General features: G+C 60.5%; 22 protein-coding genes and 1 tRNA gene. 5 read left to right on the top strand and 18 right to left on the bottom strand.

Features of this window, described 5'->3' with window-relative positions; genetic code table 11:
• Positions 1–41: 41 nt before the first annotated feature.
• The 8 genes from B30_RS17135 to B30_RS17100 form a co-directional block, all read right to left on the bottom strand.
• Positions 42–422, bottom strand: a complete 381-nt coding sequence (locus B30_RS17135) for a winged helix-turn-helix domain-containing protein (RefSeq protein ID WP_040402830.1) — start codon at positions 420–422, stop codon at positions 42–44.
• A gap of 42 nt (positions 423–464) precedes the next feature.
• Positions 465–1,166: a VIT1/CCC1 transporter family protein gene (locus B30_RS17130; RefSeq protein ID WP_009573410.1), complete on the bottom strand. Its 702-nt coding sequence runs from the start codon at positions 1,164–1,166 to the stop codon at positions 465–467.
• A 21-nt stretch (positions 1,167–1,187) separates the two neighbouring features.
• Positions 1,188–3,041 (bottom strand): heavy metal translocating P-type ATPase, encoded by a 1,854-nt coding sequence (locus tag B30_RS17125; protein WP_009573409.1) that lies wholly within the window; start codon positions 3,039–3,041, stop codon positions 1,188–1,190.
• The gene (locus tag B30_RS17120) at positions 3,041–4,030 is read right to left on the bottom strand and encodes an FAD:protein FMN transferase (RefSeq protein ID WP_009573408.1); all 990 of its coding nucleotides are present in this window, start codon (positions 4,028–4,030) and stop codon (positions 3,041–3,043) included. Before B30_RS17120 ends, B30_RS17125 begins: the two co-directional genes overlap by 1 nt.
• Positions 4,011–6,218: a PepSY domain-containing protein gene (locus tag B30_RS17115; RefSeq protein ID WP_009573407.1), complete on the bottom strand. Its 2,208-nt coding sequence runs from the start codon at positions 6,216–6,218 to the stop codon at positions 4,011–4,013. Before B30_RS17115 ends, B30_RS17120 begins: the two co-directional genes overlap by 20 nt.
• A gap of 13 nt (positions 6,219–6,231) precedes the next feature.
• Positions 6,232–6,702 carry a DUF2271 domain-containing protein gene (locus B30_RS17110; RefSeq protein ID WP_009573406.1) on the bottom strand — a complete coding sequence of 157 codons (471 nt, stop codon included), beginning with the start codon at positions 6,700–6,702 and terminating at the stop codon, positions 6,232–6,234.
• 69 nt (positions 6,703–6,771) lie between these two features.
• Complete coding sequence (locus B30_RS22395) at positions 6,772–7,194, bottom strand: hypothetical protein (protein WP_009573405.1); 423 nt, start codon at positions 7,192–7,194, stop codon at positions 6,772–6,774.
• Positions 7,195–7,428: 234 nt separating this feature from the next.
• Complete coding sequence (locus tag B30_RS17100) at positions 7,429–7,752, bottom strand: PepSY domain-containing protein (protein WP_009573404.1); 324 nt, start codon at positions 7,750–7,752, stop codon at positions 7,429–7,431.
• A gap of 143 nt (positions 7,753–7,895) precedes the next feature.
• Between B30_RS17100 and B30_RS17095 the strand changes: the two genes are divergently transcribed.
• Positions 7,896–8,555 carry a response regulator transcription factor gene (locus tag B30_RS17095; RefSeq protein ID WP_009573403.1) on the top strand — a complete coding sequence of 220 codons (660 nt, stop codon included), beginning with the start codon at positions 7,896–7,898 and terminating at the stop codon, positions 8,553–8,555.
• Positions 8,552–9,901, top strand: a complete 1,350-nt coding sequence (locus B30_RS17090; protein ID WP_040402826.1) for an ATP-binding protein — start codon at positions 8,552–8,554, stop codon at positions 9,899–9,901. The genes B30_RS17095 and B30_RS17090 overlap by 4 nt, the downstream gene beginning before the upstream one ends.
• A 222-nt stretch (positions 9,902–10,123) precedes the next feature.
• Here the strand turns inward: B30_RS17090 and B30_RS17085 are convergent, their stop codons facing one another.
• The 5 genes from B30_RS17085 to B30_RS17065 all read right to left on the bottom strand — a co-directional run bounded on the left by B30_RS17085 (position 10,124) and on the right by B30_RS17065 (position 13,869).
• Positions 10,124–10,888 carry an ABC transporter ATP-binding protein gene (locus tag B30_RS17085; protein ID WP_009573401.1) on the bottom strand — a complete coding sequence of 255 codons (765 nt, stop codon included), beginning with the start codon at positions 10,886–10,888 and terminating at the stop codon, positions 10,124–10,126.
• Entirely contained in the window at positions 10,885–11,925 is a 1,041-nt protein-coding gene (locus B30_RS17080; RefSeq protein WP_009573400.1) for a FecCD family ABC transporter permease, read from the bottom strand. The genes B30_RS17085 and B30_RS17080 overlap by 4 nt, the downstream gene beginning before the upstream one ends.
• Complete coding sequence (locus tag B30_RS17075) at positions 11,922–12,929, bottom strand: ABC transporter substrate-binding protein (protein ID WP_009573399.1); 1,008 nt, start codon at positions 12,927–12,929, stop codon at positions 11,922–11,924. The genes B30_RS17080 and B30_RS17075 overlap by 4 nt, the downstream gene beginning before the upstream one ends.
• Before the next feature lie 418 nt (positions 12,930–13,347).
• Positions 13,348–13,423, bottom strand: a tRNA-Ala gene (locus tag B30_RS17070).
• A 140-nt stretch (positions 13,424–13,563) separates the two neighbouring features.
• Complete coding sequence (locus B30_RS17065; RefSeq protein ID WP_009573398.1) at positions 13,564–13,869, bottom strand: TIGR02300 family protein; 306 nt, start codon at positions 13,867–13,869, stop codon at positions 13,564–13,566.
• 163 nt (positions 13,870–14,032) lie between these two features.
• Here B30_RS17065 and B30_RS17060 point away from each other — a divergent pair, with 163 nt between their 5' ends.
• From B30_RS17060 to B30_RS17050, 3 genes are all read left to right on the top strand, one after another.
• Positions 14,033–14,728 carry a M48 family metallopeptidase gene (locus B30_RS17060; protein WP_009573397.1) on the top strand — a complete coding sequence of 232 codons (696 nt, stop codon included), beginning with the start codon at positions 14,033–14,035 and terminating at the stop codon, positions 14,726–14,728.
• A gap of 31 nt (positions 14,729–14,759) precedes the next feature.
• Positions 14,760–15,413: a GntR family transcriptional regulator gene (locus tag B30_RS17055; protein ID WP_040402851.1), complete on the top strand. Its 654-nt coding sequence runs from the start codon at positions 14,760–14,762 to the stop codon at positions 15,411–15,413.
• An 83-nt stretch (positions 15,414–15,496) separates the two neighbouring features.
• Positions 15,497–15,982 carry an acyl-CoA thioesterase gene (locus B30_RS17050; protein ID WP_009573395.1) on the top strand — a complete coding sequence of 162 codons (486 nt, stop codon included), beginning with the start codon at positions 15,497–15,499 and terminating at the stop codon, positions 15,980–15,982.
• Positions 15,983–16,028: 46 nt separating this feature from the next.
• Here B30_RS17050 and lpdA read toward each other — a convergent pair whose 3' ends face one another.
• The 5 genes from lpdA to B30_RS17025 form a co-directional block, all read right to left on the bottom strand.
• Positions 16,029–17,423 carry a dihydrolipoyl dehydrogenase gene (lpdA, locus tag B30_RS17045; RefSeq protein WP_009573394.1) on the bottom strand — a complete coding sequence of 465 codons (1,395 nt, stop codon included), beginning with the start codon at positions 17,421–17,423 and terminating at the stop codon, positions 16,029–16,031.
• 37 nt (positions 17,424–17,460) lie between these two features.
• On the bottom strand, positions 17,461–17,856 hold the full coding sequence (locus B30_RS17040) for an MAPEG family protein (protein WP_009573393.1): 396 nt from the start codon (positions 17,854–17,856) through the stop codon (positions 17,461–17,463).
• Positions 17,856–18,248, bottom strand: coding sequence for an MAPEG family protein (locus B30_RS17035; protein WP_009573392.1), 393 nt, complete (start codon positions 18,246–18,248; stop codon positions 17,856–17,858). The genes B30_RS17040 and B30_RS17035 overlap by 1 nt, the downstream gene beginning before the upstream one ends.
• A 76-nt stretch (positions 18,249–18,324) precedes the next feature.
• Complete coding sequence (gene odhB, locus B30_RS17030) at positions 18,325–19,815, bottom strand: 2-oxoglutarate dehydrogenase complex dihydrolipoyllysine-residue succinyltransferase (RefSeq protein WP_009573391.1); 1,491 nt, start codon at positions 19,813–19,815, stop codon at positions 18,325–18,327.
• Positions 19,816–19,819: 4 nt separating this feature from the next.
• Positions 19,820–22,780, bottom strand: coding sequence for a 2-oxoglutarate dehydrogenase E1 component (locus tag B30_RS17025; protein ID WP_009573390.1), 2,961 nt, complete (start codon positions 22,778–22,780; stop codon positions 19,820–19,822).
• Positions 22,781–22,871: the final 91 nt, after the last annotated feature.

Below are 22,871 nucleotides of genomic sequence, written 5' to 3'. Positions count from 1 at the left end.
TTGTGAAAACATATCGCAGTCGATCCTTGGTCTGGCAAGCGTTATTTTCCTTCGGACATATCGTCTAGCAGTGCCGCAATCGCTTCGATCTGCTCAGACCCGGCCGCAAGCGCACGCTGCTCAAGCGTCCGATAATGAGATAAAACGGCTTCTCCCGCCTCCGTCAGATGTGCGCCGCCACCCTGCGCTCCGCCCCGCGACGAGATCACCAGCGGCGTCCCAAAGGCCGCATTCATCTCTTCGACCAGCGACCAAGCCCGTTTGTAGCTCATCGACATGGCGCGCCCAGCGGCGGAAATCGACCCGGTGTCACGAATGCCGGCAAGCAAATCGGCCTTGCCGGGGCCAAGCATCAACCTGTCCCCGAAATGCAACCGCAGGCGCATCCTGATCGCTGTGGTATGGTTTTGATCTGAACTCATAGCGTGACTGTGCCGTGTCTGCGGGACAATCGCAACGCCAACCTACCCGGCGCTTACGCCAAAGATCATCCCAACCCCCGCTGTGGCCGCCATGGCCAAAGCGCCCCAAAACGTCACGCGTAGCGCGCCTTTCAAAATGCCCGCCCCGCCGGCAGAGGCCCCAAGCCCGCCCAGCACAGAAAGCGCGACCAAGGTGGTGAGTGCGACGGTCAGAGAGATTTGGCTTGTGGGGGCCATCAGCGCCACGATCAGCGGCACAACCGCCCCCACGGCAAAGGTCACCGCCGAGACAAGCGCGGCTTGGATCGGATGGGCGGTCACTGTTTCGGAGATGCCAAGTTCGTCACGGGCATGAGCGCCAAGCGCATCCTTTTGCGTTAGCTGCACCGCCACTTGACGCGCCAAAGGTTCATCAAGGCCGCGCGCCACATAGATGCCGGTCAGCTCCTCCAATTCGGTCTCGGGCGTCTCCAACAATTCCTTGGTCTCGCGGGCCAAATCGGCCTGTTCCGCATCGGTTTGCGAACTCACGGACACATATTCCCCCGCCGCCATCGACATTGCGCCTGCGACCAGTCCGGCCAGACCGGCGATCAAAATCTCAGGCCTCCCCGAGCCCGCTGCGGCGACGCCAACCACAAGGCTGGCGGTGGAGACAAGCCCGTCATTCGCGCCCAGCACAGCGGCGCGTAGCCAGCCGATGCGATGCACCATATGGGTTTCTGAATGGGAAAGGCGGCTCATGTTATCTATCCTTTTCAAGGGTTATTCGGCGGCAAGGAGGCCCGTGGGCGTGATGCGTAAGGCCCGTAGCGCGTTGAGGATGACGGCCACGTCGATCACCTCTTGCAACAGCGCGCCTTGCACCGGCGTGAGGTATCCAAACGCCGCCGCGATCATGCCCAAAACCGACAGTCCGATGCCGGCCACCACGCTTTCAACAGCAATGCGACGGGCGGAGCGGGCAATCTCGATCCCCGGTCCAAGCCGGTCGATCCGGTCCACCAGCAAGACCACATCGGCGGCCTCAGCCGAGGCGGCGGCCCCACGCGCGCCCATGGCGACGCCGACATCGGCGGCGGCCAGGGCGGGCGCATCATTCACCCCATCGCCGACCATCATCACCGGGCCATTTTTGCGCTCGGTCAGAACCAAAAGCACCTTTTGATCGGGCGACAACCCGGCCCGAAGCGCATCAAGGCCCAGCCCCTCGGTCACCCGTTCGGCCACGTCTGCACGGTCGCCGGTGGCCAGTACGATCCGCAGGATCCCTTGTGCGCGCAGCCCGGCCAACATGGCCTGTGTGCCCGCGCGCAGCGGATCGGCCATGACGAGATGCCCGGCCATCTGTCCGTCTACCGCCAAAGCCACAAGCACCGACCCCGCAGACCGCATGGGGCGCGGGGCAGGTCCTGTCACGTGCTGGGCGATCAAATCCGTGCCGCCCACGACGACCGCATGGCCATCGACCCTGCCGCTGACGCCTTCGCCGGGGATTTCAACCACATTGGTGGGCAGGGGCAGGGACAGCCCCCTGGCTTTCGCGGCGGCGACAATCGCCTGAGCGACCGGGTGTTTTGACGCCTGATCAAGGGCTGCGGCGAAGCGCAAGATGTCGGTGTCGCTGTGCGTGTTTTGAGTGTCGATGCGGATAATTTGTGGCCGCCCATCGGTGAGCGTGCCGGTTTTGTCCAAGATCAACGTGCGACTGCGCGCCATGGTTTCAAGCGGAGCAGCGCCTTTGATCAACACGCCAAAATGCGCCGCACGCGACAGGCCTGCGGTCAGGGCAACGGGCACGGCAAGGATCAGCGGGCAGGGGGTCGCCACGACCAAAACCGCCACCGCCCGGATCGGATCGCCGGTCAGTCCCCAAGCGGCCCCGGCGATCACCACGGTGACGATCAAAAACCCCAAAGACCAACGATCCGCCAACCGCGCCATCGGCGCCTTTGAGCGCTGGGCCTCTTCGACCAGACGCACGATCCCGGCATAGGTGCTGTTTTTGGCCGGGTGGGTTGCGGTCAGATCAAACGGCGCGCCCGCATTGGTCGACCCGCTCATCGTCTCAGCGCCCTGCGTCAAACGCACCGGAAGCGACTCGCCGGTGAGCGCAGAGGTATCGACAAAGGCGGTCTCGGAGGCAATCACGCCATCAACGGGCACCACATCGCCTTGGCGGATCAGCAAAAGGTCACCGGGCTGGATGTCGTCCAGGGGCACGTCTTCCAGCCCGCCATTTCGATGTCGGGTGGCTGTGCGCGGCACGCGAGACAACAGATCATGCATTTCACGGCGGGCGCGGCCCTCGGCCATGCTTTCAAGGAAGGTGCCACCGGAATACATCACGGCAACTACGGCTGCCGCCATGGTTTCTCCAAAGCCAAGCGCCGCCGACATCGACAGGGCGGCGACAATATCAAGCCCGACCTCTCCAGCGCGCAGACTGCGCAGAATTTCGACCAAAAGCGCGATCAACACTGGGAGAACACCGAGCGTCCAGACAAGGTGTGCGAGGTCTTCGATCCCCGCGAGAAACAGGCCAAGCCCGATCACAAGCCCGGCGATCGCCAGCCCCAACAGTCCGGTTTTCATCCGGTCGATCCGCGCAAAGTCCATTATACGGCTCTCCTTGGGGCGTGTGCCGCCGCGTCCTCATCGGTAAATAAACGACCGACGCCAAGGCTGCGATACTCGGTTTGGCCCGTGCGGAGCAAGAACAGCGCCTCCAAGCCCCGCGCGCGGGCAAGGGCAGCGCCCTGTTCGGTGCCGAGCACCATCAGTGCGGTGGCCCAAGCATCGGCTTCGGCACAGGTTTGGGCCACAACGGTGACGGAGGCGGGAGAGTTCATCAGGGGCGCGCCCCGGTGCGGGTCCATGGTGTGCGACAGATGGCGGCCTTGGACTTCGACCCAATGGCGGTAATCGCCAGAGGTGGCCACAGCCGCGTCTTGCAAGGCCAACACCGAATGCGCGCTGCGGCTTTCTGCGTCCGGGGCCTCGACCGCGATGGACCAAGGCGCAGCGTCGGGGCGCAGGCCCATCGCGCGCATTTCGCCGTCGATGCCGACGAGCGCATTCATGATGCCAACGCCGCGCAGGGTCTCGGCCAATCGGTCCACGCCATAGCCTTTGGCAATGCCGTTGAGGTCCAAAGCGACGGGTGCGGTTTTGCGCAGGCGTCCTGCCGCGACATCCAGATCAAGCGCCTCAGAGGCGGGCACGCGATTGGTGTTCATCGCGGCCTTGATCCGGTCGGGTGCGGCCTCGGCGGGGCCGAAACCCCATGCCGTCACCGCATCCCCCATGCCAATATCGAACGCGCCCTTTGAGGCACGCCCGATCTCAAGCCCAAGGCTGATCACGGCCATCAGCATGGCAGGCACATCGCACCACTCGCCCACGGGCGCTGCGTTGAGGCGCATCAAATCGCTGTCGGCGGACCATGTCGACATCTGCGCGTCGACCTCGGCAACAGCCGCCTGAAGTGCGATTTGGATCACAGATGGGTCCACGTCCGGGGCGGTGTGAAACTGCGCCGACCAGCGTGTGCCCATGGTCGGGCCGTTGAGCGCGTGGCGGGTGAGATCAGTAGACATCTTCGACATAGCGTCCCTCTGACTTGAGCATGAACGGGGTGAGTCCCACAGGAGCCAATATATCCGTCAAGGCCTCGGACACGCCTTGCGCCATGTCACGTCCGCCACAGACCATCACACGGGCACCGTCGCGGATCAATCGGATCACGTCGCTTTGTTCGGAGCGGAGAGCATCTTGGACATATTGCGGTCGTGCGGTGCGTGATACGGCGGTGGTGAGATGTGTCATCTGCCCGGCGTTTTTCCAATCCCGCATATCCGACCCATACAGGAAGTCACTGTCCGGGTGGCGCATGCCAAAGAACAGATGCACCGGGCGTTTGCGGGTGTTGCCACGGATGATCCCGGCCAGCGGCCCGATGCCCGTGCCCGCCCCAATCAAGATCAACGGCGCGCGGCCTTTGTCCGGGTGAAACACCGTGTTGCGGCGCAAGAAGCCAGTGACCGTCTCGCCCACTTTCAACTCAATCAGTTGGCCGGAACACAGCCCGCCGGGATGTTTTTTAACCACGATTTCGACAAAGCCGTCATGGGTGCCAGAGGCCAGCGAGTACAGCCGGGGCACAGCGGAGCCTTCGGGCAGGATACCGATCAAATCACCCGCTTGGAACCGCCCAAAGCCGCGCCGCATCAACCGTTGCATGAGCGAGGTTTTGGGCAAGGCGAAGCGCAGGATTGCCGTCGGGGCCTGAACCTCGGCACCATAATCGCGGCGATCTATCAGGGTCAGAACCTGTGTTGCGGGTTGGACCGGATGGTGGGCCAGTTCAAGCGGGATTCCCATCGCCGTGCCAAGCGCACGGCCCCAGCGGGCGAATTCTTGTGCCGATTGCCGATCGACGGTGTGAAAGGCCAAAAGTTCGGACCAGCCCTTGGCCCGTGCCGCCTGTGAGACCGCTTGCGCATAGGCGCAATAGGCCGGAAAGCTGCGATCGCCCAGGCCAAGCACCGCCAGCGGAACATTTAGCAGGACCTCAGATTTGGCGAGTTGATCGAGAAAGCCCTTGGCGGTGCTCGGCGCGTCGCCATCGCCATAGGTGGCGGCCAAAATGAGGATGCGTTTGGCGTTGCCATAGCGGCTTGGATCAAAGGCGGAGAGCGCGGTGGCATGGACGGTTTGCCCGACCTCGGTCAAGGCTTTGTGCAGCGTCGCGGCAAAGCCCCAAGTGCTACCGCCTTCGCTACCGACCAAGAGGATCGTTTCGGCGCGACTGGCTGGGGCATTGTGATGCAAACGCGGCCGCCCACGGCGACCCGAGAGCCAGATCAAAACGCCGGTAAACCCCATCGCCGGAATGGCCAGCGCCATCATGCCAAGCACCAGGCCCAACAGTGCGGCCCCTTGACCCGTGTGCAGCATATAGATGGTCTCAGACAGGCTTTGCATGGGACTCAGATCGGCCCAAGCCAGCATCTTGCCGGTGCCTTGGTCGATAAACCCCGTGCCCTGATCGGTCGTCAGGGAGAACACGTCACTGGCATCATCGGGGTAGGGAAAGCTCAATTCGCGCAACTCAGACACTGGGGTGCTCGCAAGGCGCTCCATCGCGGCAAAGGCCGCGCCCGTTTCGCCGCTGGTTTCAGTGGGGAAGGCCGGGATCGCTTCGCCATCCGGCAAAAGATCAAAGGTTGAGGAGGTCATCCACAGGGCGGTCACCGACGAGAGCGCAAGGCCCAGAACCGCCACGCGGGCCAGTTCAACGTGAATGCGCCCCGCCCATGGCCCGCGCAGAGGCGCAAACCAGCGCCGCCAGCCGCCAACGCGCCGCACCACCAAAAGCGTGCCAGAGATTGAAAGGACCAGCATCGCCAAAGCCCCAACCGCCATGGCAATCCGTCCGCCATCGCCCAAAAACAGCGAGCGGTGCAAATTGGTCAACCAGCGCAGCACCGGGTTTGGATCGGCGGAGGCGACCGCTTGGCCGGTGAGCGGATCAATGATGCCGGCGCCGGGGGTGCCGTCTTTGAACCAATAGGCGGTGATCTGCCCCGAAGGCGCGCGTTTGATTTGCTCGACACCGGGGAGGGCGCTTTGGATGCGCGTGGCGAGATCCGCCACGCTTTGATCGCTGACCGTTTGCGGCGCGGACAGATGTTCGAGGCTTGGAAAGATCGACAAAGCCGCGCCACTGAGCGCCAGAAGGGTGACTAGAGCCAGAGCCAAAAGACCCGGCCAACGGTGGAGTTTGCGGATCATGGCTCTGTCCTTTTTACATGTCGTAGGTGAAATTGGCGATGTAGCTGCGGCCCGTCACGGCGGTTCCGGCCCCCTCGGAGGTCAAAGGCACAGAAATCTCATTCGGGCTGTCGCGGCGATCTTCGACGGCGGCGTCGATATGAAGCGTATAGCCAGCATCAAACAGCGCATCCGCCAGATCCAGCGAGATTTTCAATGATCGCCCCGCCCCCACACTTGCGCCGGTGATCCCATTGATCTGCGCCGTGTCGCCACCGGTGAACCGATACCAATCGGTCAGGTGTTTGTAATATTTCGACTTTCGACCCGCCATCCACAGGCTGCCAGCATAGGCCCCTTGGGGGTCGGTGACATACACCGCCAGATAGGCCCCATCGCCACCATAGTTTTTGAGCTGTGTTGTGAGGGTCACGGGGCGCGCCATGGCGAGGCCGGGCAGGGTCAGCGCCGTGGTGAGCGCCAGAGTTGCGAGAACAGATTTCATCTTGGGCTTTCCTTTTTTGTCACAGTTTATACGCGCTGCAGCGGCCGTCCCGGCGCAGCGCGGTGTCATTTAATTCACCTGAACTTGCGGTGGGGTGTCGGTGCCAAAGAGTCCGTTTTGCGGTGGGGCAACGGTGCCTGCGGCGGCAGGCGTGTTGGTGATCCCGCCGCAGTCATCATCATCGTCATCGTCGTCGTATCTGTTTTTACGGCGGTCCTCATCGTCATCGTCTTCGTCCTCGTCATCATCTTCGCACTCGTCATCATCATCATCATCGTCGTCATCATCCCCAAGCCAACGCAACCAACCGCGCCCCTCATTGTCATCATCACTGACAAACATGAGAGAGGGTGTGTTTGAGGCGTCGGCACCTGCGGACGCGGCGTCGAGCGGTATGCCATAAAGCGGAGCAGAGGGGCCGCTCCATGCGGGCAAGCCGAATGTGGCGGACAGGGCGGTTGAGGCGACAAGAAGGGTTACGGTCTTTTTCATGGGTACGGGTCCTTTGTTCATTTTGTGACACACTGTGGTGCCAAGCTGAGCGTCGCCTGACGCGGAAAAGATTTTTGCTTCAGCTTGCTGTCAGGTGCCAAAGTCAGGTCCAAAAAAAGGCCCCGCCGGTCAGGACGGGGCCAAGGGGGCCGAGGGGACACACGGCATGGGATACAAGGCGTGGGAAAACAAGGCGTGGGAAAACGAGGCGTCGGAAAACTAAGGCGCAGGCCTTCAGTCATCATGACGTTCGTCACGTTCAACGTGGTGATGATCGTCGTCCTCCGCCTCGTCTTCATATTCGAATTCAAGCACTTGAAGCGTTGCGGGGTGTACCGTCACTTCAATCGCGCGGCCCTCGGCATCGCTGCCGATGATTTCATAGCAGCCATCGTCGATCTTGATCCGGCGCACCGTCCAACCGCTTTCTTGCGCCAGTTGGGCCACCGCTTCGCGCGGTTGCCAATCGGCCATGGGCACGAAACAATCGTCCTCGGCCAAGGCCATCCCGGCGGGCAAGGCCAGGAGAAAGCTCAGAATTGTCAATGGTGTCTTCATGGGCCAAACTCCGTTTTGCGGCCATCTTGGGAGGACTGTGCATCTCCAAGCTGACGGGAACCTGACGCGAGACACATCTCTGCGTCAGCTTTGCGTCAGCCAGAAAGGTGATAGAAGATCATCAAGAGATAAAAGGGAAAGCCATGCGACTCCTGTTGATTGAGGATGACACTGTTTTGGGCGCCGCCGTGCGCGACCAGATCGCGGCGGATGGCCATTCGGTGGATTGGGCCAACCGTCTTGATGCAGCTATGGATGCGATCCATGGCGCGGCGTTTGATCTGATCCTGTTGGATTTGATGCTGCCCGATGGGCGCGGGATCGGATTTCTCAAAACCCTGCGCGCGCGAGGGGATGTGACCCCGGTGATCATCTTGACCGCCTTGGATCAGATTTCAGACCGGATCGAGGGGCTGAATGCAGGGGCCGATGATTATCTGGTCAAACCGTTCGATTTGGCGGAACTCTCTGCCCGGATCGGATCGGTCGCGCGGCGCTATTCCGGCAACCCAAATCCGATCATCAGCCACGGCGCGCTCGACATTGATCTCGCGGCGCACAGCGTGCATCGCGATGGCAAACAGGTGGCTTTAACCGCCCGCGAATGGGCCTTGCTGGAGGCGTTTTTGGCGCGTCCCGGCCAGCTTTTGTCGAAACCTCAACTCGAAGAAAAACTCTATGCCTTCTCCTCGGAGGTCGAAAGCAACACCATCGAAGTTCATGTCAGTCGCCTTCGCAAGAAGCTGGGCGCGGGGGTGATCGAGACGGAGCGTGGCATGGGCTACCGTTTGGGCAAACCATGAGAATGCCGCGCAGTCTTCAGGCCCGATTGGGGCTGTCGCTCGGCGTGTTGTTGACACTGTTGTGGATTGCGACGGCCTCTGTGACGGCGGTGATTTTGCGCCAGGAAATGGATGAGGTGTTTGACAGCGCATTGCAAGAAACCGCCCAACGAATTTTGCCACTGGCCGCCGTCGATATTGTCGGGCGCGATGACATCGGTGCGACGCAAAGGATCGGTGAGGTCCGCGAGCACAGCGAGTTTTTCACCTATGTCGTGCGCGACAGCGAAGGCCGCATCCTGTTGCAATCGCACGCCGCCGATCCGGCGATATTTCCCACCTATGATGGGCCGGGGTTTCGTCAAACCGCCACGCATCGGCTCTATAATGATGATGTGTTGCAAGGCAGCATTCGCATCACCATCGCCGAGCCTTTGGACCACCGCACACAGGTTGCGCGCGAAATTCAGATGGGGCTCGGCTTGCCGCTTTTGGTGGTGATCCCGGTGGCACTTTTGGCGATTGCTTTGGCGGTGCGGGCGAGTTTTGCGTCTCTACGCCATTTCCGCGCGCGGCTTGAGACGCGCAATGCGCGGGATTTGTCGCCGATTCCGGTGGATCATATGCCTGCCGAAGTCGCGCCGATCGCCGCCACGCTCAATGATCTGTTGCACCGTTTGAACGGTGCGTTTGAGGCCGAGCGCAGTTTTGCCGCCAATGCCGCGCATGAGTTGCGCACGCCTCTGGCCGGGGCCATCGCGCAGGCGCAGCGATTGCAAACGGAGACGGCTGATCCTGCGGCCCGCGCCCGCGCCGGCGAAATCGAAGCGACGCTGAAACGCCTCACCCGCCTGTCCGAGCGACTGATGCAATTGGCGCGCGCCGAAGGGGGGCGGTTGCGGTTGGATCAGGCCTCGGATTTGCGCGTGGTGGCGCAGATCGTCGTTGAGGATATTGCGCGCACCACCGCCCCGGATCGCATTGTTTTGACCCTGCCAGAAAGCCCGGTGATGTCTGATCTGGACCCGGACGCTTTGGGTATTCTGTGCCGCAATCTGGTTGAAAACGCGCTGCGGCACGGGTCACAAAGCGCGCCTATCTTGGTGACATTGACAGCCGATGGTCAACTGAGCGTGTCCAACGAAGGCCCCGTGGTACCGCCCGAAACGCTGGCCCGCCTGACCGCCCGTTTTGAACGCGCCAGCGCCCAAACCGATGGCAGCGGGCTTGGCCTTGCCATTGTGGCGGCAATTGCCGAACGGATCGGCAGTCCGCTTGTCTTGATCTCGCCGCGGGTGGGCTCGGCGTCCGGCTTTGAGGCCAGTGTGCGATTGATCGCAGCGGATTTGGTCACACCTGCGCGCTAGGTGTGCGGGCGAAGAGGCTCCTCAAATCAAAACCCGAAGCACGCCAGCTTTGGGAGTGTTGTGATAGTCCGAGTGGATGGGAAAGGCCGCATAGATGTTTTCTCGATAGATGTTTTCTCGCCTGTGGATTGGCCTTGTGAAAGCCTCGGTGGTTGTCGACCAGAGGGTGCCAGCCCCCGGAGCCAGTTGCCGTACCGGCAAAGCCGTTGGGTGTGGCCTACCTCATTGCGAACTGAACCGGATATGTGGCCGGTCGGCATCGGGCGATCCGCTTACATGCGCCGTGACCCGGAAGACATCGCGCAGGATTGCCTGTGTCAGCACAGCGTCGGGCGTGCCGCAGGCGCGAAGAGCCCCGGCCTCCAGTACCACGATCCGGTCGCAAAACATGGCGGCAAGGTTGAGGTCGTGTAGCGCGATAACGCTGGTCAGATCGAGATCGCGCACCATGCGCAGAATCTCTATCTGGTGGTGAATGTCGAGATGATTGGTCGGTTCGTCAAGGAACATCACCTGTGGGGTCTGCGCCAGCGCCCGCGCGATATGCACACGCTGACGTTCCCCTCCCGACAGGGTTTGCCAAGATTGCGTCCTGCGGGACGTCATGTCCACACGCTCAAGTGCGTGGGCCACCGCGGTCTCGTCGGTCTCGGACCAGCCCGCAAGGGCCGAACGGTGTGGTGTTCGACCCAGCCTCACAACATCGCGCACCGTGACATTGGTGTCGGTCGCCGCGCTTTGCTGGACAAAGGCAATCTGCCGCGACAGCGCTTTGCGGGGCACCTGCGCAATGTCCTGACCGTTGATTTCGACCCGCCCGGACAATGGGTGTCTCAAACCTGCCAGCAACCGCAACAAAGACGATTTGCCCGATCCGTTGGGGCCAATCAGGCCAAGCGTTTCACCCGGGGCGACTGTCAGTGATACGTCAGACACGATGGTCTTGCGCTTTACGCCCCATCTCAGGTTTTTCGCAACGACACTCATGTCTGAGGCCTCGCGCGGTAGAGAATGATCGCAAAGAACGGCACGCCGACCAGTGCCGTGACGACCCCAATTGGCACTGTTTGCTGTGTGGCGATGACCCGCGAGGCGATGTCGGCGATCACCATAAAGACCGCCCCCACGACCGCGCAGGCCGGTAGCAACCGTAGATGCAACGGCCCAACCACATATCGTGCCGCATGGGGCACGACCAACCCGACAAAGCCGATGGCACCCACCATGCTGACAATGGTCGCGGTCAGAAGGGCGGTCACCCCGAACAACACCAGCCGGATGCGGGCCACCGGCACGCCAAGCGCCGCGGCGTCTTCGTCACCGAAGGTAAATGCGTCAAGCGCCCGGCCCATCCAGATGCAGACGCTCAGGCTGACGATCACCACCACCAGAAGAAGCTGGACATCCAGCCAGCGCACGCCGCCGAAGCTGCCGAGAAGCCAGAACATCACGTCCCGTGCCTGTTGGGCATTACCGGACGTCGTAACGATGTAGGAGGTCAGCGCGTTGAACAGTTGCGACGCTGCCACACCGGCGAGGATCGTGTGGTTCGGGCCGCTCGTCGCCCCGTTGGACAAAAGCGCCACCAGCGCGAAGGCGGCGAAGGCGCCGGCAAAGGCTCCCAGCGACAGCGACAGTCCGCCCGCGCCGATGCCCAGCACGATCACGCAGACCGCCCCGGTCGACGCCCCTGCCGAAACGCCCAGCACGAAAGGCTCGGCCAAAGCGTTGCGCAACAATGCCTGTAGGATCGCGCCGCATATCGCCAGCCCGGCTCCGGCCAGTGCGGCCACCAGCGCGCGGCTCAGGCGCAGGTTCCAGACGACGCTCTGCTCAATCGGTGCGATGTCGGCGCCGGTCAAGCCCAGCTCGTTGGTGACCGACAGGAACACCGTCTTCAGACTGATGTTGTAATCACCAATCGCTGTCGCAGTGGCGACGGTGAAGGCCAGAACAATCAATGACAGGCACAGAAAGAGGGCAAGGCGGCCAGCCCCGCCCTCTGGCGCTTCGGACGCCATCATGGAAGATCGAGCGCCTTGAGTTGCTCGGCCACCTGCTCGGCGCCGTAGAGCGTGCGAATACTCGGGTTCATGGCGGCGCCGCTCATGACTACGATCCGTCCGTTGCGCACCGCCTCCATCTGGCTCACGGTTGGATCGGATTTCAGGAAGTCGATCTTGTTGTCTGCGGTGTCCAGATCCCAGCGGTTGCGGTCGACCTGTGCCACGACAAAAACCGTGGGATCGGCGGCCATAATGCCCTCCCAACCAACGGCTGGCCAGTCTGCTTCGGTTGTGATGGCGTTGGAGCCGCCAAGAACATCTGCGATGTAACCCGATGGCCCGTTGCCTCCGCCAAGATAGGCATCATCGGCGGGTGATGGGCTGGAGAACCAGAAAAGGAAGGTCAGGTCCTCGTTCTCGGAGAATTGTGTGCGCAGGGCGGCTTCGCGCGCTTTGAAATCCTCGATCAACGCTTGTCCGCGTTCGGGTACACCGAAGATTTGGGACAAATCCTTGATCTCTTTATAGAGCAGGTCCATGCTCCAGAGCGCGTCGCGCGAGCCATAGGCATCGTTTGCATCGAGCGTGGTCGAACAGGCACTTGGCGAAAGATATGTCGGGATTCCAAGGTCCTCGAAATCCGATCGCTTGGCGACCTTGCTGTCAGGGCCGAGCAGCGTCGTGAGCATTGCCGCCACGAAGTCGGGTTGCTTCGAAAGCACGGATTCCAGCGATGGAAATTCGACGGTAAGTAGGTCGATCCCGCTATTGGCTTGCGCCACTTCTGGCAGCACGGCATTGGGCCAGAAGGCGGTTGCGGCCATCTGGTCTGACAAGCCCAGAAGCAACATGATTTCTGCGCTGTTCTGCCCCAAGGCCACGGCATTTTGCGGGGCCTGTTCGAAGGTGACGGTCTGACCGCAGTTTTCGATCGTCAGAGGGTAGTCCGTTTCAGCCTGTGAGGCCAGGCTGGAAAACGCCAGCGCAGCACTTCCCAACGCCAGGATCAACTTGAGTCGCATCAACAGCCTCCTAATTCTTGAGTAGTTCAGTCGGAAATCGATTAATGGCATGCGAAACCAAGTTCAAGAGTGTTTTTGTCGGGAATTCACTGATGGATGTCTCACCTAGCGTTTCTCCTTCCCTCAGCACCCCCGAACGCCTGATGGCCGTCTCATTTTTCAGAAAAGAGTGCGGCCGCCAGAATCTGTAGCTGCCTGACCAGAGGGCCCGTACCCCGGAGCCAGCTTTCAATGAAAAAGGATCACTCATGGCGGATCGCGCGTTTGACTGGGGAAGGGCTGCAAAGCGATCAACACGCCGAAAGGCGCGGATCGAAGCCGCTTAGATTTTCGTAGGGAAAACAGCACCCGTCTTCGCGACAGAGGCAAATCCCCTGACACGAAAGGCAGAACTATCCGTCACTTTTCAATAGGAATTTGGTGGAGCCTAGCGGGATCGAACCGCTGACCTCCTGCATGCCATGCAGGCGCTCTCCCAGCTGAGCTAAGGCCCCATTTGACCGATTTTACCGCTGTGTCTGGCGGGGTGCGAGGGGCAATTTCCGCCCGCTCGCGCTTCCTAGGGTGTCTCGCTTGGGGTTGCAAGCGAAAAAATCCGGCCCCGTGAACTTTTTTACGAGGCCGCTTTCAGCCTTCAATCGTCGTCGTCTGCGGCCACGTCAGCGATCTCGTCGAGCGAGACATTGTCGTCATCGTCATCCACGAGCAGATCGTCTTCGATATCGACATCTGCATCATCATCAATCAGCAGATCTTCATCATCGGCATCGTCGTCGATCGGGGCTGTTTTTTCGGCAATGGCCACGCGCGACTTGTTGTTCATGTCAAACGTGACGGTTTCGCCGGTGTAGGGCGACACGATCGGAGTTTTGTTCAGGTCGTAGAACCGTTTGCCGGTGGTTGGGCATACGCGCTTTACGCCCCATTCCTCATTGGGCATGATAATCCCTTTCGTCATAACTGGTCCAGGTGCGGAGATTGACGCGCCATGCCATATCACGGCGGGGGTGTCAAAGCCTTTCGCCCTCATCTAAAGTAAACACTGGGACAGACGGGTGGTAAAGAGCACGGACTCTTTAGCCCTAACGGAGAAAAGAGACGTCGTGAGCGAGACCATTTTGTTGGGCCAGCCGCCTGTGCAGATCACCCTGCGCCGCTCTGGGCAGGCACGCAGGCTCTCGCTGCGCGTGTCGCGGCTCGATGGTCGTGTGACCTTGTCGATGCCAAAGCGGGTGCCTGAACGCGAAGCCATGGCGTTTTTGAGGGAAAAAGAACTTTGGATCAGAAAGCATCTTGAGGCCCGCACGCCCGACCAGACCGTGGGTTTTGGTCAGGCGATTCCTTTCTTGGGGCAACAGGTCAAGATCGTTCCCGGACAGGGGCGGGCGGCGCGTCTGATCGAGGGACAATTGCATGTGCCGGGTGCGGAGGATCGCGTGGCGGCCCGGGTGCAGGCCTTTCTCAAACTCCAAGCGCAACTGCGCCTCAGGGCCGCCTCCGATCACTATGCTGAGGCGCTTGGGACCACCTACGGGCGGATCTCCCTGCGCGACACCCGCTCGCGTTGGGGGTCATGTACCAGCGCGGGCAATCTGATGTATTCATGGCGGCTGGTGATGGCTCCGGCTGAGGTACTGGACTATGTTGCGGCGCATGAGGTGGCACATCGGTTGGAGATGAATCATTCGGACCGGTTTTGGGCGCATGTCGCCAGGGTTTGCCCCAATCATGCGCAACATCGGGCCTGGCTGCGTTCAGAAGGCGAAGGATTACATGCCTGGCGGTTCGAGACGGATTGACCTTGCGATGTTTTGTGATCACATTGCCCCCATGATCACACCCATCCCACGCCCCTCTGATACGCTCGGTGCCGCCCATGATCGGGTGTACCGCACTTTGCGCACGCGCATCATGCATGGCGAATTTCGCCCCGGCGAGGCGCTGACCCTGCGCGGGATTGGCAAAATGTTTGACGTGTCGATGACGCCCGCGCGCGAAGCGGTGCGGCGGTTGGTGGCCGATGGCGGGCTGAACCTCAGCTCCTCCGGTCGTTTGAGTACGCCGGAGCTGAGCAATGAGCGGATCGAAGAATTGGCCTCGATCCGGGCTCTGATCGAACCGGAACTGGCTTCTCGGGCCTTGCCGCGGGCGCATATGGCCCTGATCGAACGGCTGCAAACCATCAATGGCTCGATCGCGGAAATGGTCGCGAAACACGATGATGTCGGCTATATCCGCACCAATCTTGAATTTCATCGCACGCTGTATTTGCGGGCGCAAGCTCCGGCGATGTTGGCGCTGACGGAGACGGTTTGGCTGCAACTTGGCCCGACGATGCGCGCGCTTTATGCCCGTCTCAATCGCACGGAGGTGCCGCAAAACCACCGGCTGATTGTGGCCGCTTTGCGGGCGGGGGATGAGCCGGGATTGCGGCTTGCGGTGCGCTCCGATGTGACTCAAGGGTTACGGATGTTGGCGGTCTGAGGCGGGGTTTTGCCTAGAGTTCAATGCTTGACCTTTTCTGCTCTGCAGCGTCTTTTGGAGGGTAGGGTTTTGAAGGGATCGCCATGGCACGTTATTTAGAGATGACCGAACTGATGACGCCGGATATGGCGAATTTTTCCGGCAAGGTGCATGGCGGTGCTTTGCTCAACCATCTTGATCGCGTCGCCTTCTCTTGCGCCTCGCGCTATTCGGGCAAATATGCGGTGACCTTGTCTGTCGATCAGGTCACGTTCAAGGAACCGATTGCCGTGGGCGAATTGGTGCATTTTCGGGCGACGGTGAATTACGTCGGTCGCACCTCTATGGAGGTCGGCATCCGGGTCGAGGCCGAAGACATCCGCACCCAAACCGTGCGCCACACCAACTCCTGCTATTTCACCATGGTGGCGGTGGATGACGATGGTAAATCCGCCCCCGTGCCGCAGTTCGTGCCGGAGACGGAGATGGACCAGAAGCGTTGGAACTCCGCCGAACTGCGCAAAGTGTTGCGCCGCGAACATGCCGCACGGATGGCCAATATCGCCGCCACGGGCGAAGATAAGGCATGAAAAAAGGCGCCGGTTTAAGGCGCCTTTTCTTTGATCTTAGAACCGCTTAGGCGTGGATCGGACCGTCGCCACAGGCCAATGCCGCCTCACGCACAGCTTCCGAATAGGTCGGGTGGGCGTGGCAGGTCAGCGCGATGTCTTGGGCCGAACCGCCGTATTCCATCGCCACACAGATCTCGTGGATCATGTCGCCCGCTGCCGGGCCGATGATCGCGGCACCAAGCAAACGGTCGGTCTCTGCATCCGCGATGAGTTTGACGAAGCCATCGCCCTGGAACACGGCCTTGGCGCGGGCGTTGCCCATGAAAGAGAACTTGCCGATTTTGACCTTGCGGCCTTCTTCTTTCAGCTGCGCTTCGGTCTGGCCGACGGTGGCGACCTCGGGTGAGGTGTAGATCACGCCGGGGATCACGCCGTAGTTGACGTGGCCATGTTTGCCCGCAAGCACCTCTGCCACGGCCATGCCTTCGTCCTCGGCTTTATGCGCCAACATCGGGCCGACGATGGCGTCACCGATGGCGTAGATGCCTTTGACATTGGTGGCCCAATGGGCGTCGGTTTTGACCTGACCGCGCGGGGTGAATTCGACACCGAGTTCCGCCAACCCAAGACCGTCAGTGAAAGGTTTGCGGCCTGTGGCCACCAAAACGACATCGGCGTCAAGCGTGTGCTCAGAGTCGTCTTTTTTGAGTTTATAGGTGAGCTTGGCTTTGGTTTTCGAGGCATCCACACCCTGCACAGCCGCGCCAAGGATGAAGTTCAGGCCTTGTTTCTCAAGCAGCTTTTTGAAGGTGCGCTGGACGTCTGCGTCCATGCCGGGGGTGATGAAATCCATGTATTCGACCACGGTCACTTCGGAGCCAAGGCGGGCATAGACCGAGCCGAGTTCCAAGCCGATGACACCCGCGCCGATGACGGCGAGTTTTTTCGGCACTTTCGGCAACTCAAGCGCGCCGGTGCTGTCGACCACGACGCCGCCATCATTGTTGACCTCAACGCCCGGAAGCGAGGTCGGCACAGACCCGGTGGCGATCACGATGTTTTTCGCCTCATGCACCTCGTCGCCGACTTTGACTTTGCCGACCGCCGGGATGGTGGCCCAGCCTTTGATCCAATCAATCTTGTTCTTTTTGAACAGGAATTCGATGCCGCCGGTGTTCTGACCGACCACATCATCTTTGTAGGATTTCATCTGATCCCAATCGACGGACGGGGATTTGCCTTTCAGGCCCATCTTGGCGAAATTATGCTCCGCCTCATGCAGATGGTGGGTGGCGTTCAACAGCGCTTTCGAGGGGATACAGCCGACATTGAGGCAGGTCCCGCCCAAGGTGTCGCGGCCTTCGACCACGGCGGTTTTCAGGCCCAGTTGGGCGCAGCGGATCGCGGATACATAGCCGCCGGGGCCAGCACCGATGATGATTACGTCGTAGGAAGCCATGGTCTTCTCCTTGGTCTTGAACTCTATGCGGGGCCGCTCAGATCAGAGCGGCAATGAAAAGGACGGCGATGGAGAGCATCGCCACCATCCAGATATAGGACCGCCACGGCGCCCATCCGAGGGCATAGGCGGGAATGTAGAACGCGCGGGCAATGAGATAGACCCACGCCGCCGCCACGGTCACGCCGCTCGACTGACCCGTGACATGGATCAGGAGCACAGCGGCGGCGAAAAACGGGAACATCTGAATGTGATTGTCATAGGCGCGCAGCATCCGCGCCGTGACGGTGCGCATCTCGCGCGACGGTGCACGGTCGCGCGGGGAGGTGGTGTAGCCCGGCCCGACATCTTTGTTCGCCATGTAAGAGGCCACCACGAATTGCGCGATGTGCAAGAGGCCTGCGAGGGCGAGGGGGATGAGGGTTGGGGTCATCAAAAGAAGCTTGCGATGATCATGGCGAAGGTGGACAGCAGCCCCAAGAGGTAGAGGACCGAACGCCATGGCACCCAAGCAAACCGATAGGCAGGCACATAAAGCGCGCGGGCTGCGACAAAGAGCCAAGCGCAGATGCCGGTGAAGAGTGAGGTGCTGTCAGTGAATTCTACGAGCACCACGGCAATGATGAACAGGCCGATGTTTTCGGTGTGATTGGCCAAAGCACGGCGCAGACGTTTGGTGGCGTCCGAGAGGCTATCGTCCATGCCCTCGCGCGTGCCCACATTGCCTTCCCGCCCGATGTCTTTCTCAAGCGCGCGCTGGGACCATTGCACAATTGCGAAATGGAGAAAGGCAGTTGCGGCGAGGGCGGCGAGTTCTGGGGTCATTTTTTGTCCTTTCCGGCTTTATTGACCGGAGAGATAGGGCGGGGCCGGAAATTGTCCCGCCCCCGCAGTGATCAAATCACAAATCCATCAACAACCGACGCGGGTCTTCCAGCGCTTCTTTGACGCGCACGAGGAAGGTCACGGCGCCTTTGCCGTCGACGATGCGGTGGTCATAAGACAGGGCCAGATACATCATCGGGCGGATCACAACTTGGCCGTTGATCGCCATCGGGCGGTCCTGGATTTTGTGCATGCCGAGGATACCGGATTGCGGCGGGTTGAGGATCGGCGAGGACATCAGGGAGCCATAGACACCGCCGTTGGAGATGGTGAAGGTGCCGCCCTGCATTTCGGCCATGGAGAGTTTGCCATCACGGGCACGACGGCCTTTCTCGGAGATCGCTTTTTCGATCTCGGCAAAAGACATCGCATCGGCATCGCGAATGACCGGAACGACGAGGCCCTGCGGGGTGCCCGCCGCGACGCCCATGTTGACGTAGTTTTTGTAAACCACATCGGTGCCGTCGATCTCGGCGTTCACTTCCGGCACTTCTTTCAGAGCATGGACACAGGCTTTGGTGAAGAAGGACATAAAGCCCAAACGCACGCCGTGCTTTTTCTCAAACTCGTCTTTGTATTGGTTCCGAAGCGCCATCACCTCGGTCATGTCGACCTCGTTATAGGTGGTGAGCATCGCCGCGGTGTTTTGCGACTCTTTGAGGCGGCGCGCGATGGTTTGGCGCAGCTTGGTCATTTTCACGCGCTCTTCGCGGGCGGCATCCGAGGGGGCGGACGGTGCGCGCGGCGCGGCAGCGGGAGCCGGTGCGGCTTTCGGCGCGGCCATGGCTTTGAGCACATCGTCTTTCATGATGCGGCCATCTTTGCCAGTGCCGGTCACAGAAGAGGCATCTACACCGTTTTCGGCCATCATTTTTGTGGCGGAAGGCGCGTTTTCAACGTCTTTGCCTGTGGACGCAGCGGCAGGAGCAGCAGCGGCAGCCGGAGCAGCAGCGGACGCGCCCGCACCCGAGGAAATCACGGCGAGTTTGGCGGAGGCATCCACGGTGGTGCCTTCGGCGGCAACGATTTCGGTCAACACACCGGCGGCAGGGGACGGCACTTCGACGGAGACCTTGTCGGTTTCCAACTCGCAGAGCATTTCATCCTGAGCCACAGTGTCACCCACGGCTTTAAACCATGTGGCCACGGTCGCCTCGGTGACGGATTCGCCAAGGGTCGGGACCATGACATCGACAGAAGACCCAGACGAGGCCGGAGCAGCTGCGGGAGTGGCTTCGGCTTTCGGTGCGGGCGCAGCTGCGGCGCTGTCGCCGGCGTTCAGCGTGGCCAAGAGCGCATCCACACCCACGGTGTCGCCCTCTTTGGCAATGATGTCGCCCAACGTGCCAGCGGCCGGGGAGGGGACTTCGACGGTCACCTTGTCGGTTTCCAATTCGCAGAGCATTTCGTCAACGGCAACAGTGTCGCCCGGCTGTTTGAACCAAGTTGCGACAGTGGCCTCAGTCACGCTTTCGCCAAGGGTGGGGACGCGGATTTCAACGGACATGTGATTATCCTTCGATGTTGAGCGCATCATTCACGAGCGCCGTTTGTTGTGCTTTGTGTTGGGATGCGAGACCAGTGGCTGGCGACGCGGAGGCGGCACGACCAGCATAGACCGGACGCGTGTGTGTGGCATTGATCCGGGTGAGGACCCATTCGATATTGGGCTCAACAAAGGACCAGCCGCCTTGGTTTTTCGGTTCTTCCTGACACCAGACGACTTCAGCCTCTTTAAAGCGCTCAAGTTCCTTGACCATCGAAAGCGCCGGGAACGGGTAGAATTGTTCAAGGCGCAGGATGTAGGTGTCGTCTTTGCCGGCCGCATCGCGGGCTTCAAGCAGGTCATAGTAGACCTTGCCCGAACAGATCACGACGCGTTTGATGTCTTTGTCGGCTTTCAGTTTCAGTTCCGATTTCTCGGTGCCGTAGGTGGCATCGGCATCATCCCAAAGGACGCGGTGGAAGGAGGAGCCTTCGATGAAATCAGCGGCCACAGAGGTCGCCAATTTGTGACGCAGCAAGGATTTCGGCGTCATCAGCACCAGCGGCTTGCGATACGAGCGATGCAACTGGCGGCGCAGAATGTGGAAGTAGTTCGCAGGGGTCGTGCAGTTGGCCACGATCCAGTTGTCCTGACCACACATTTGCAAGAAGCGTTCAAGGCGGGCGGAAGAGTGTTCCGGGCCTTGGCCCTCATAGCCATGCGGCAAAAGCATCACGAGACCGGACATGCGCAACCATTTACTTTCACCCGAGGAGATGAATTGGTCGAACATGATCTGCGCGCCATTGGCGAAGTCACCAAACTGCGCTTCCCAAAGCGTCAGAGCATTCGGTTCGGCCAGAGAGTAGCCGTATTCAAAACCCAAAACCGCATATTCGGAGAGCATCGAGTCGATGACCTCGTAATGGGCCTGACCTTCGCGGATGTGGTTCAGAGGGTAGTAGCGATCCTCGGATTTTTGATCAATCAGAGCCGAATGGCGCTGAGAGAAGGTGCCGCGCGTACTGTCCTGTCCCGCCAAACGCACCGGATACCCCTCGGTCAAGAGCGAGCCAAAGGCAATCGCTTCGCCGGTGGCCCAATCAAACCCTTTGCCGGTTTCAAACATCTGTGCCTTGGCTTCAAGTTGACGGGCCACGGTTTTATGGATGTTGAAATCGTCGGGATGCGAGGTCAGCGACCGGCCGATTTGGGCCATCGTGTCTTGCGAAATCGCGGTTTGACCGCGCTGATATTCTTCGCCCTCACGGTTGATATGCGACCACCGCCCGTCAAGCCAATCGGCCTTGTTCGGTTTAAAGGTCTTGCCCGCTTCGAACTCGTCATTGAGCTGCGCCTGGAACGCCGCTTTCATGTCCTCGATCTCGCCCTCGGGGATGAGACCATCGGCCACGAGACGCTCGGTGTAGAGTTGCAGCGTGGTTTTGTGCCGCTTGATGCTGGTGTACATCTGCGGGTTGGTGAACATCGGCTCGTCGCCTTCGTTGTGACCAAAGCGGCGATAACAAAAGATGTCGAGAACCACGTCTTTGTGGAACTTCTGACGGAACTCCGTGGCGACTTTCGCGGCGTGCACCACGGCCTCCGGGTCATCGCCGTTGACGTGGAAAATCGGGGCCTCAACGACCAGCGCGTTGTCGGTCGGGTAAGGCGAAGAGCGCGAGAAATGCGGCGCGGTGGTGAAGCCGATCTGGTTGTTCACCACGATATGGATCGTGCCGCCGGTGCGGTGACCGCGCAGACCGGAGAGGCCAAAACATTCCGCCACAACACCTTGGCCCGCAAAGGCCGCATCGCCGTGCAGCAGGATCGGGATCACCGAGGTGCGCTCCGGGTCTTTGTTCTGATCGGTCTTGGCGCGGGCCTTGCCCAGAACCACCGGGTTCACCGCCTCAAGGTGCGAGGGGTTCGCGGTCAGCGACAGGTGGACCTTGTTGCCGTCAAATTCGCGATCCGAGGAGGCGCCGAGGTGATATTTCACATCGCCCGAGCCGTCCACGTCCTCAGGCTTGAACGAACCACCTTGGAATTCGTTGAAAATCGCACGGTAGGGTTTGGACATCACATTGGCCAAAACCGACAAACGGCCGCGGTGCGGCATGCCGATGACAACCTCTTTGACGCCAAGACTGCCGCCGCGTTTGATGATTTGCTCCATCGCCGGGATCAGGCTTTCTCCGCCATCAAGACCAAAGCGTTTGGTGCCCATGTATTTGACATGAAGGAATTTTTCAAAGCCCTCAGCCTCAACCAGCTTGTTGAGAATGGCTTTGCGGCCTTCGCGGGTGAACTGGATTTCCTTGCCGTAGCCTTCGATCCGCTCTTTCAGCCAACCGGCCTGTTCAGGATCGGAAATATGCATGTATTGCAGCGCGAAAGTGCCGCAATAGGTGCGTTTGACGATGTCCATGATCTGACGCATCGAGGCATGTTGCAGCCCCAAAACATTGTCGATGAAAATCGGGCGATCCATGTCGGCTTCGGTGAAGCCGTAAGAGCGCGGGTCAAGCTCCGGGTGCTGGGTCTCTTCACGCATTTTCAGCGGATCGAGATCGGCGGCCAAATGGCCCCGGATGCGGAAGGCACGAATGATCATGATCGCGCGGATCGAGTCGAGCACAGCGCGTTTGATTTGATCCTCAGAGATCTCAACGCCTTTTTCGACGGCTTTCTCTTTGATCTTTTTCGCGGCAGCAACCGGTTCGGCCCATTGCCCGTCCAACGCCTGGGTCAGGTCGTCATGCGGCACAGGCGGCCAATCGGCGCGCGCCCAAGACGGCCCTGCGGCCTCGGCGGTAACATCCGATGCGGCATCGCCCAGAGAGTTGAAAAACTCAGCCCAGGAGGCGTCCACAGAGGAGGGATCTTGGGTGTATTTCGCATAGACCTGTTCAAGGTACTCCGCGTTATGCCCCTGCATAAAGGAAGAGGCGTGAAGGATGTCGTTGGGGCTCTGGTCGTTCATGTTACTGACCTTCTGAGGGCGTCTGAAATTGGGTCGCTTTGACGTTTGGGCCGTTTTTGCGGCAAAGCCTGCGTCCGATGAGACCACCGGG

This window comes from Celeribacter baekdonensis B30, assembly GCF_000299875.1.
In the GTDB taxonomy this organism is placed as follows: domain Bacteria; phylum Pseudomonadota; class Alphaproteobacteria; order Rhodobacterales; family Rhodobacteraceae; genus Celeribacter; species Celeribacter baekdonensis_A.
Note: the sequence above shows the minus strand (reverse complement) of the source record. Positions and strands in the feature narration are given on the sequence as shown.

Excerpts from the sequence above, each read along its gene's own strand:
- B30_RS17130 (WP_009573410.1), bottom strand. The coding sequence starts at position 1,166 with ATGAGCCGCCTTTCCCATTCAGAAACCCATATGGTGCATCGCATCGGC.
- lpdA (WP_009573394.1), bottom strand. The coding sequence starts at position 17,423 with ATGGCTTCCTACGACGTAATCATCATCGGTGCTGGCCCCGGCGGCTAT.
- B30_RS17085 (WP_009573401.1), bottom strand. The coding sequence starts at position 10,888 with ATGAGTGTCGTTGCGAAAAACCTGAGATGGGGCGTAAAGCGCAAGACC.
- B30_RS17075 (WP_009573399.1), bottom strand. The coding sequence starts at position 12,929 with ATGCGACTCAAGTTGATCCTGGCGTTGGGAAGTGCTGCGCTGGCGTTT.
- B30_RS22395 (WP_009573405.1), bottom strand. The coding sequence starts at position 7,194 with ATGAAAAAGACCGTAACCCTTCTTGTCGCCTCAACCGCCCTGTCCGCC.
- B30_RS17135 (WP_040402830.1), bottom strand. The coding sequence starts at position 422 with ATGAGTTCAGATCAAAACCATACCACAGCGATCAGGATGCGCCTGCGG.
- B30_RS17050 (WP_009573395.1), top strand. The coding sequence starts at position 15,497 with ATGGCACGTTATTTAGAGATGACCGAACTGATGACGCCGGATATGGCG.
- B30_RS17025 (WP_009573390.1), bottom strand. The coding sequence starts at position 22,780 with ATGAACGACCAGAGCCCCAACGACATCCTTCACGCCTCTTCCTTTATG.
- B30_RS17035 (WP_009573392.1), bottom strand. The coding sequence starts at position 18,248 with ATGACCCCAGAACTCGCCGCCCTCGCCGCAACTGCCTTTCTCCATTTC.
- odhB (WP_009573391.1), bottom strand. The coding sequence starts at position 19,815 with ATGTCCGTTGAAATCCGCGTCCCCACCCTTGGCGAAAGCGTGACTGAG.
- B30_RS17110 (WP_009573406.1), bottom strand. The coding sequence starts at position 6,702 with ATGAAATCTGTTCTCGCAACTCTGGCGCTCACCACGGCGCTGACCCTG.
- B30_RS17100 (WP_009573404.1), bottom strand. The coding sequence starts at position 7,752 with ATGAAGACACCATTGACAATTCTGAGCTTTCTCCTGGCCTTGCCCGCC.
- B30_RS17055 (WP_040402851.1), top strand. The coding sequence starts at position 14,760 with ATGATCACACCCATCCCACGCCCCTCTGATACGCTCGGTGCCGCCCAT.
- B30_RS17065 (WP_009573398.1), bottom strand. The coding sequence starts at position 13,869 with ATGCCCAATGAGGAATGGGGCGTAAAGCGCGTATGCCCAACCACCGGC.
- B30_RS17080 (WP_009573400.1), bottom strand. The coding sequence starts at position 11,925 with ATGATGGCGTCCGAAGCGCCAGAGGGCGGGGCTGGCCGCCTTGCCCTC.
- B30_RS17090 (WP_040402826.1), top strand. The coding sequence starts at position 8,552 with ATGAGAATGCCGCGCAGTCTTCAGGCCCGATTGGGGCTGTCGCTCGGC.
- B30_RS17115 (WP_009573407.1), bottom strand. The coding sequence starts at position 6,218 with ATGATCCGCAAACTCCACCGTTGGCCGGGTCTTTTGGCTCTGGCTCTA.
- B30_RS17040 (WP_009573393.1), bottom strand. The coding sequence starts at position 17,856 with ATGACCCCAACCCTCATCCCCCTCGCCCTCGCAGGCCTCTTGCACATC.
- B30_RS17120 (WP_009573408.1), bottom strand. The coding sequence starts at position 4,030 with ATGTCGAAGATGTCTACTGATCTCACCCGCCACGCGCTCAACGGCCCG.
- B30_RS17125 (WP_009573409.1), bottom strand. The coding sequence starts at position 3,041 with ATGGACTTTGCGCGGATCGACCGGATGAAAACCGGACTGTTGGGGCTG.
- B30_RS17095 (WP_009573403.1), top strand. The coding sequence starts at position 7,896 with ATGCGACTCCTGTTGATTGAGGATGACACTGTTTTGGGCGCCGCCGTG.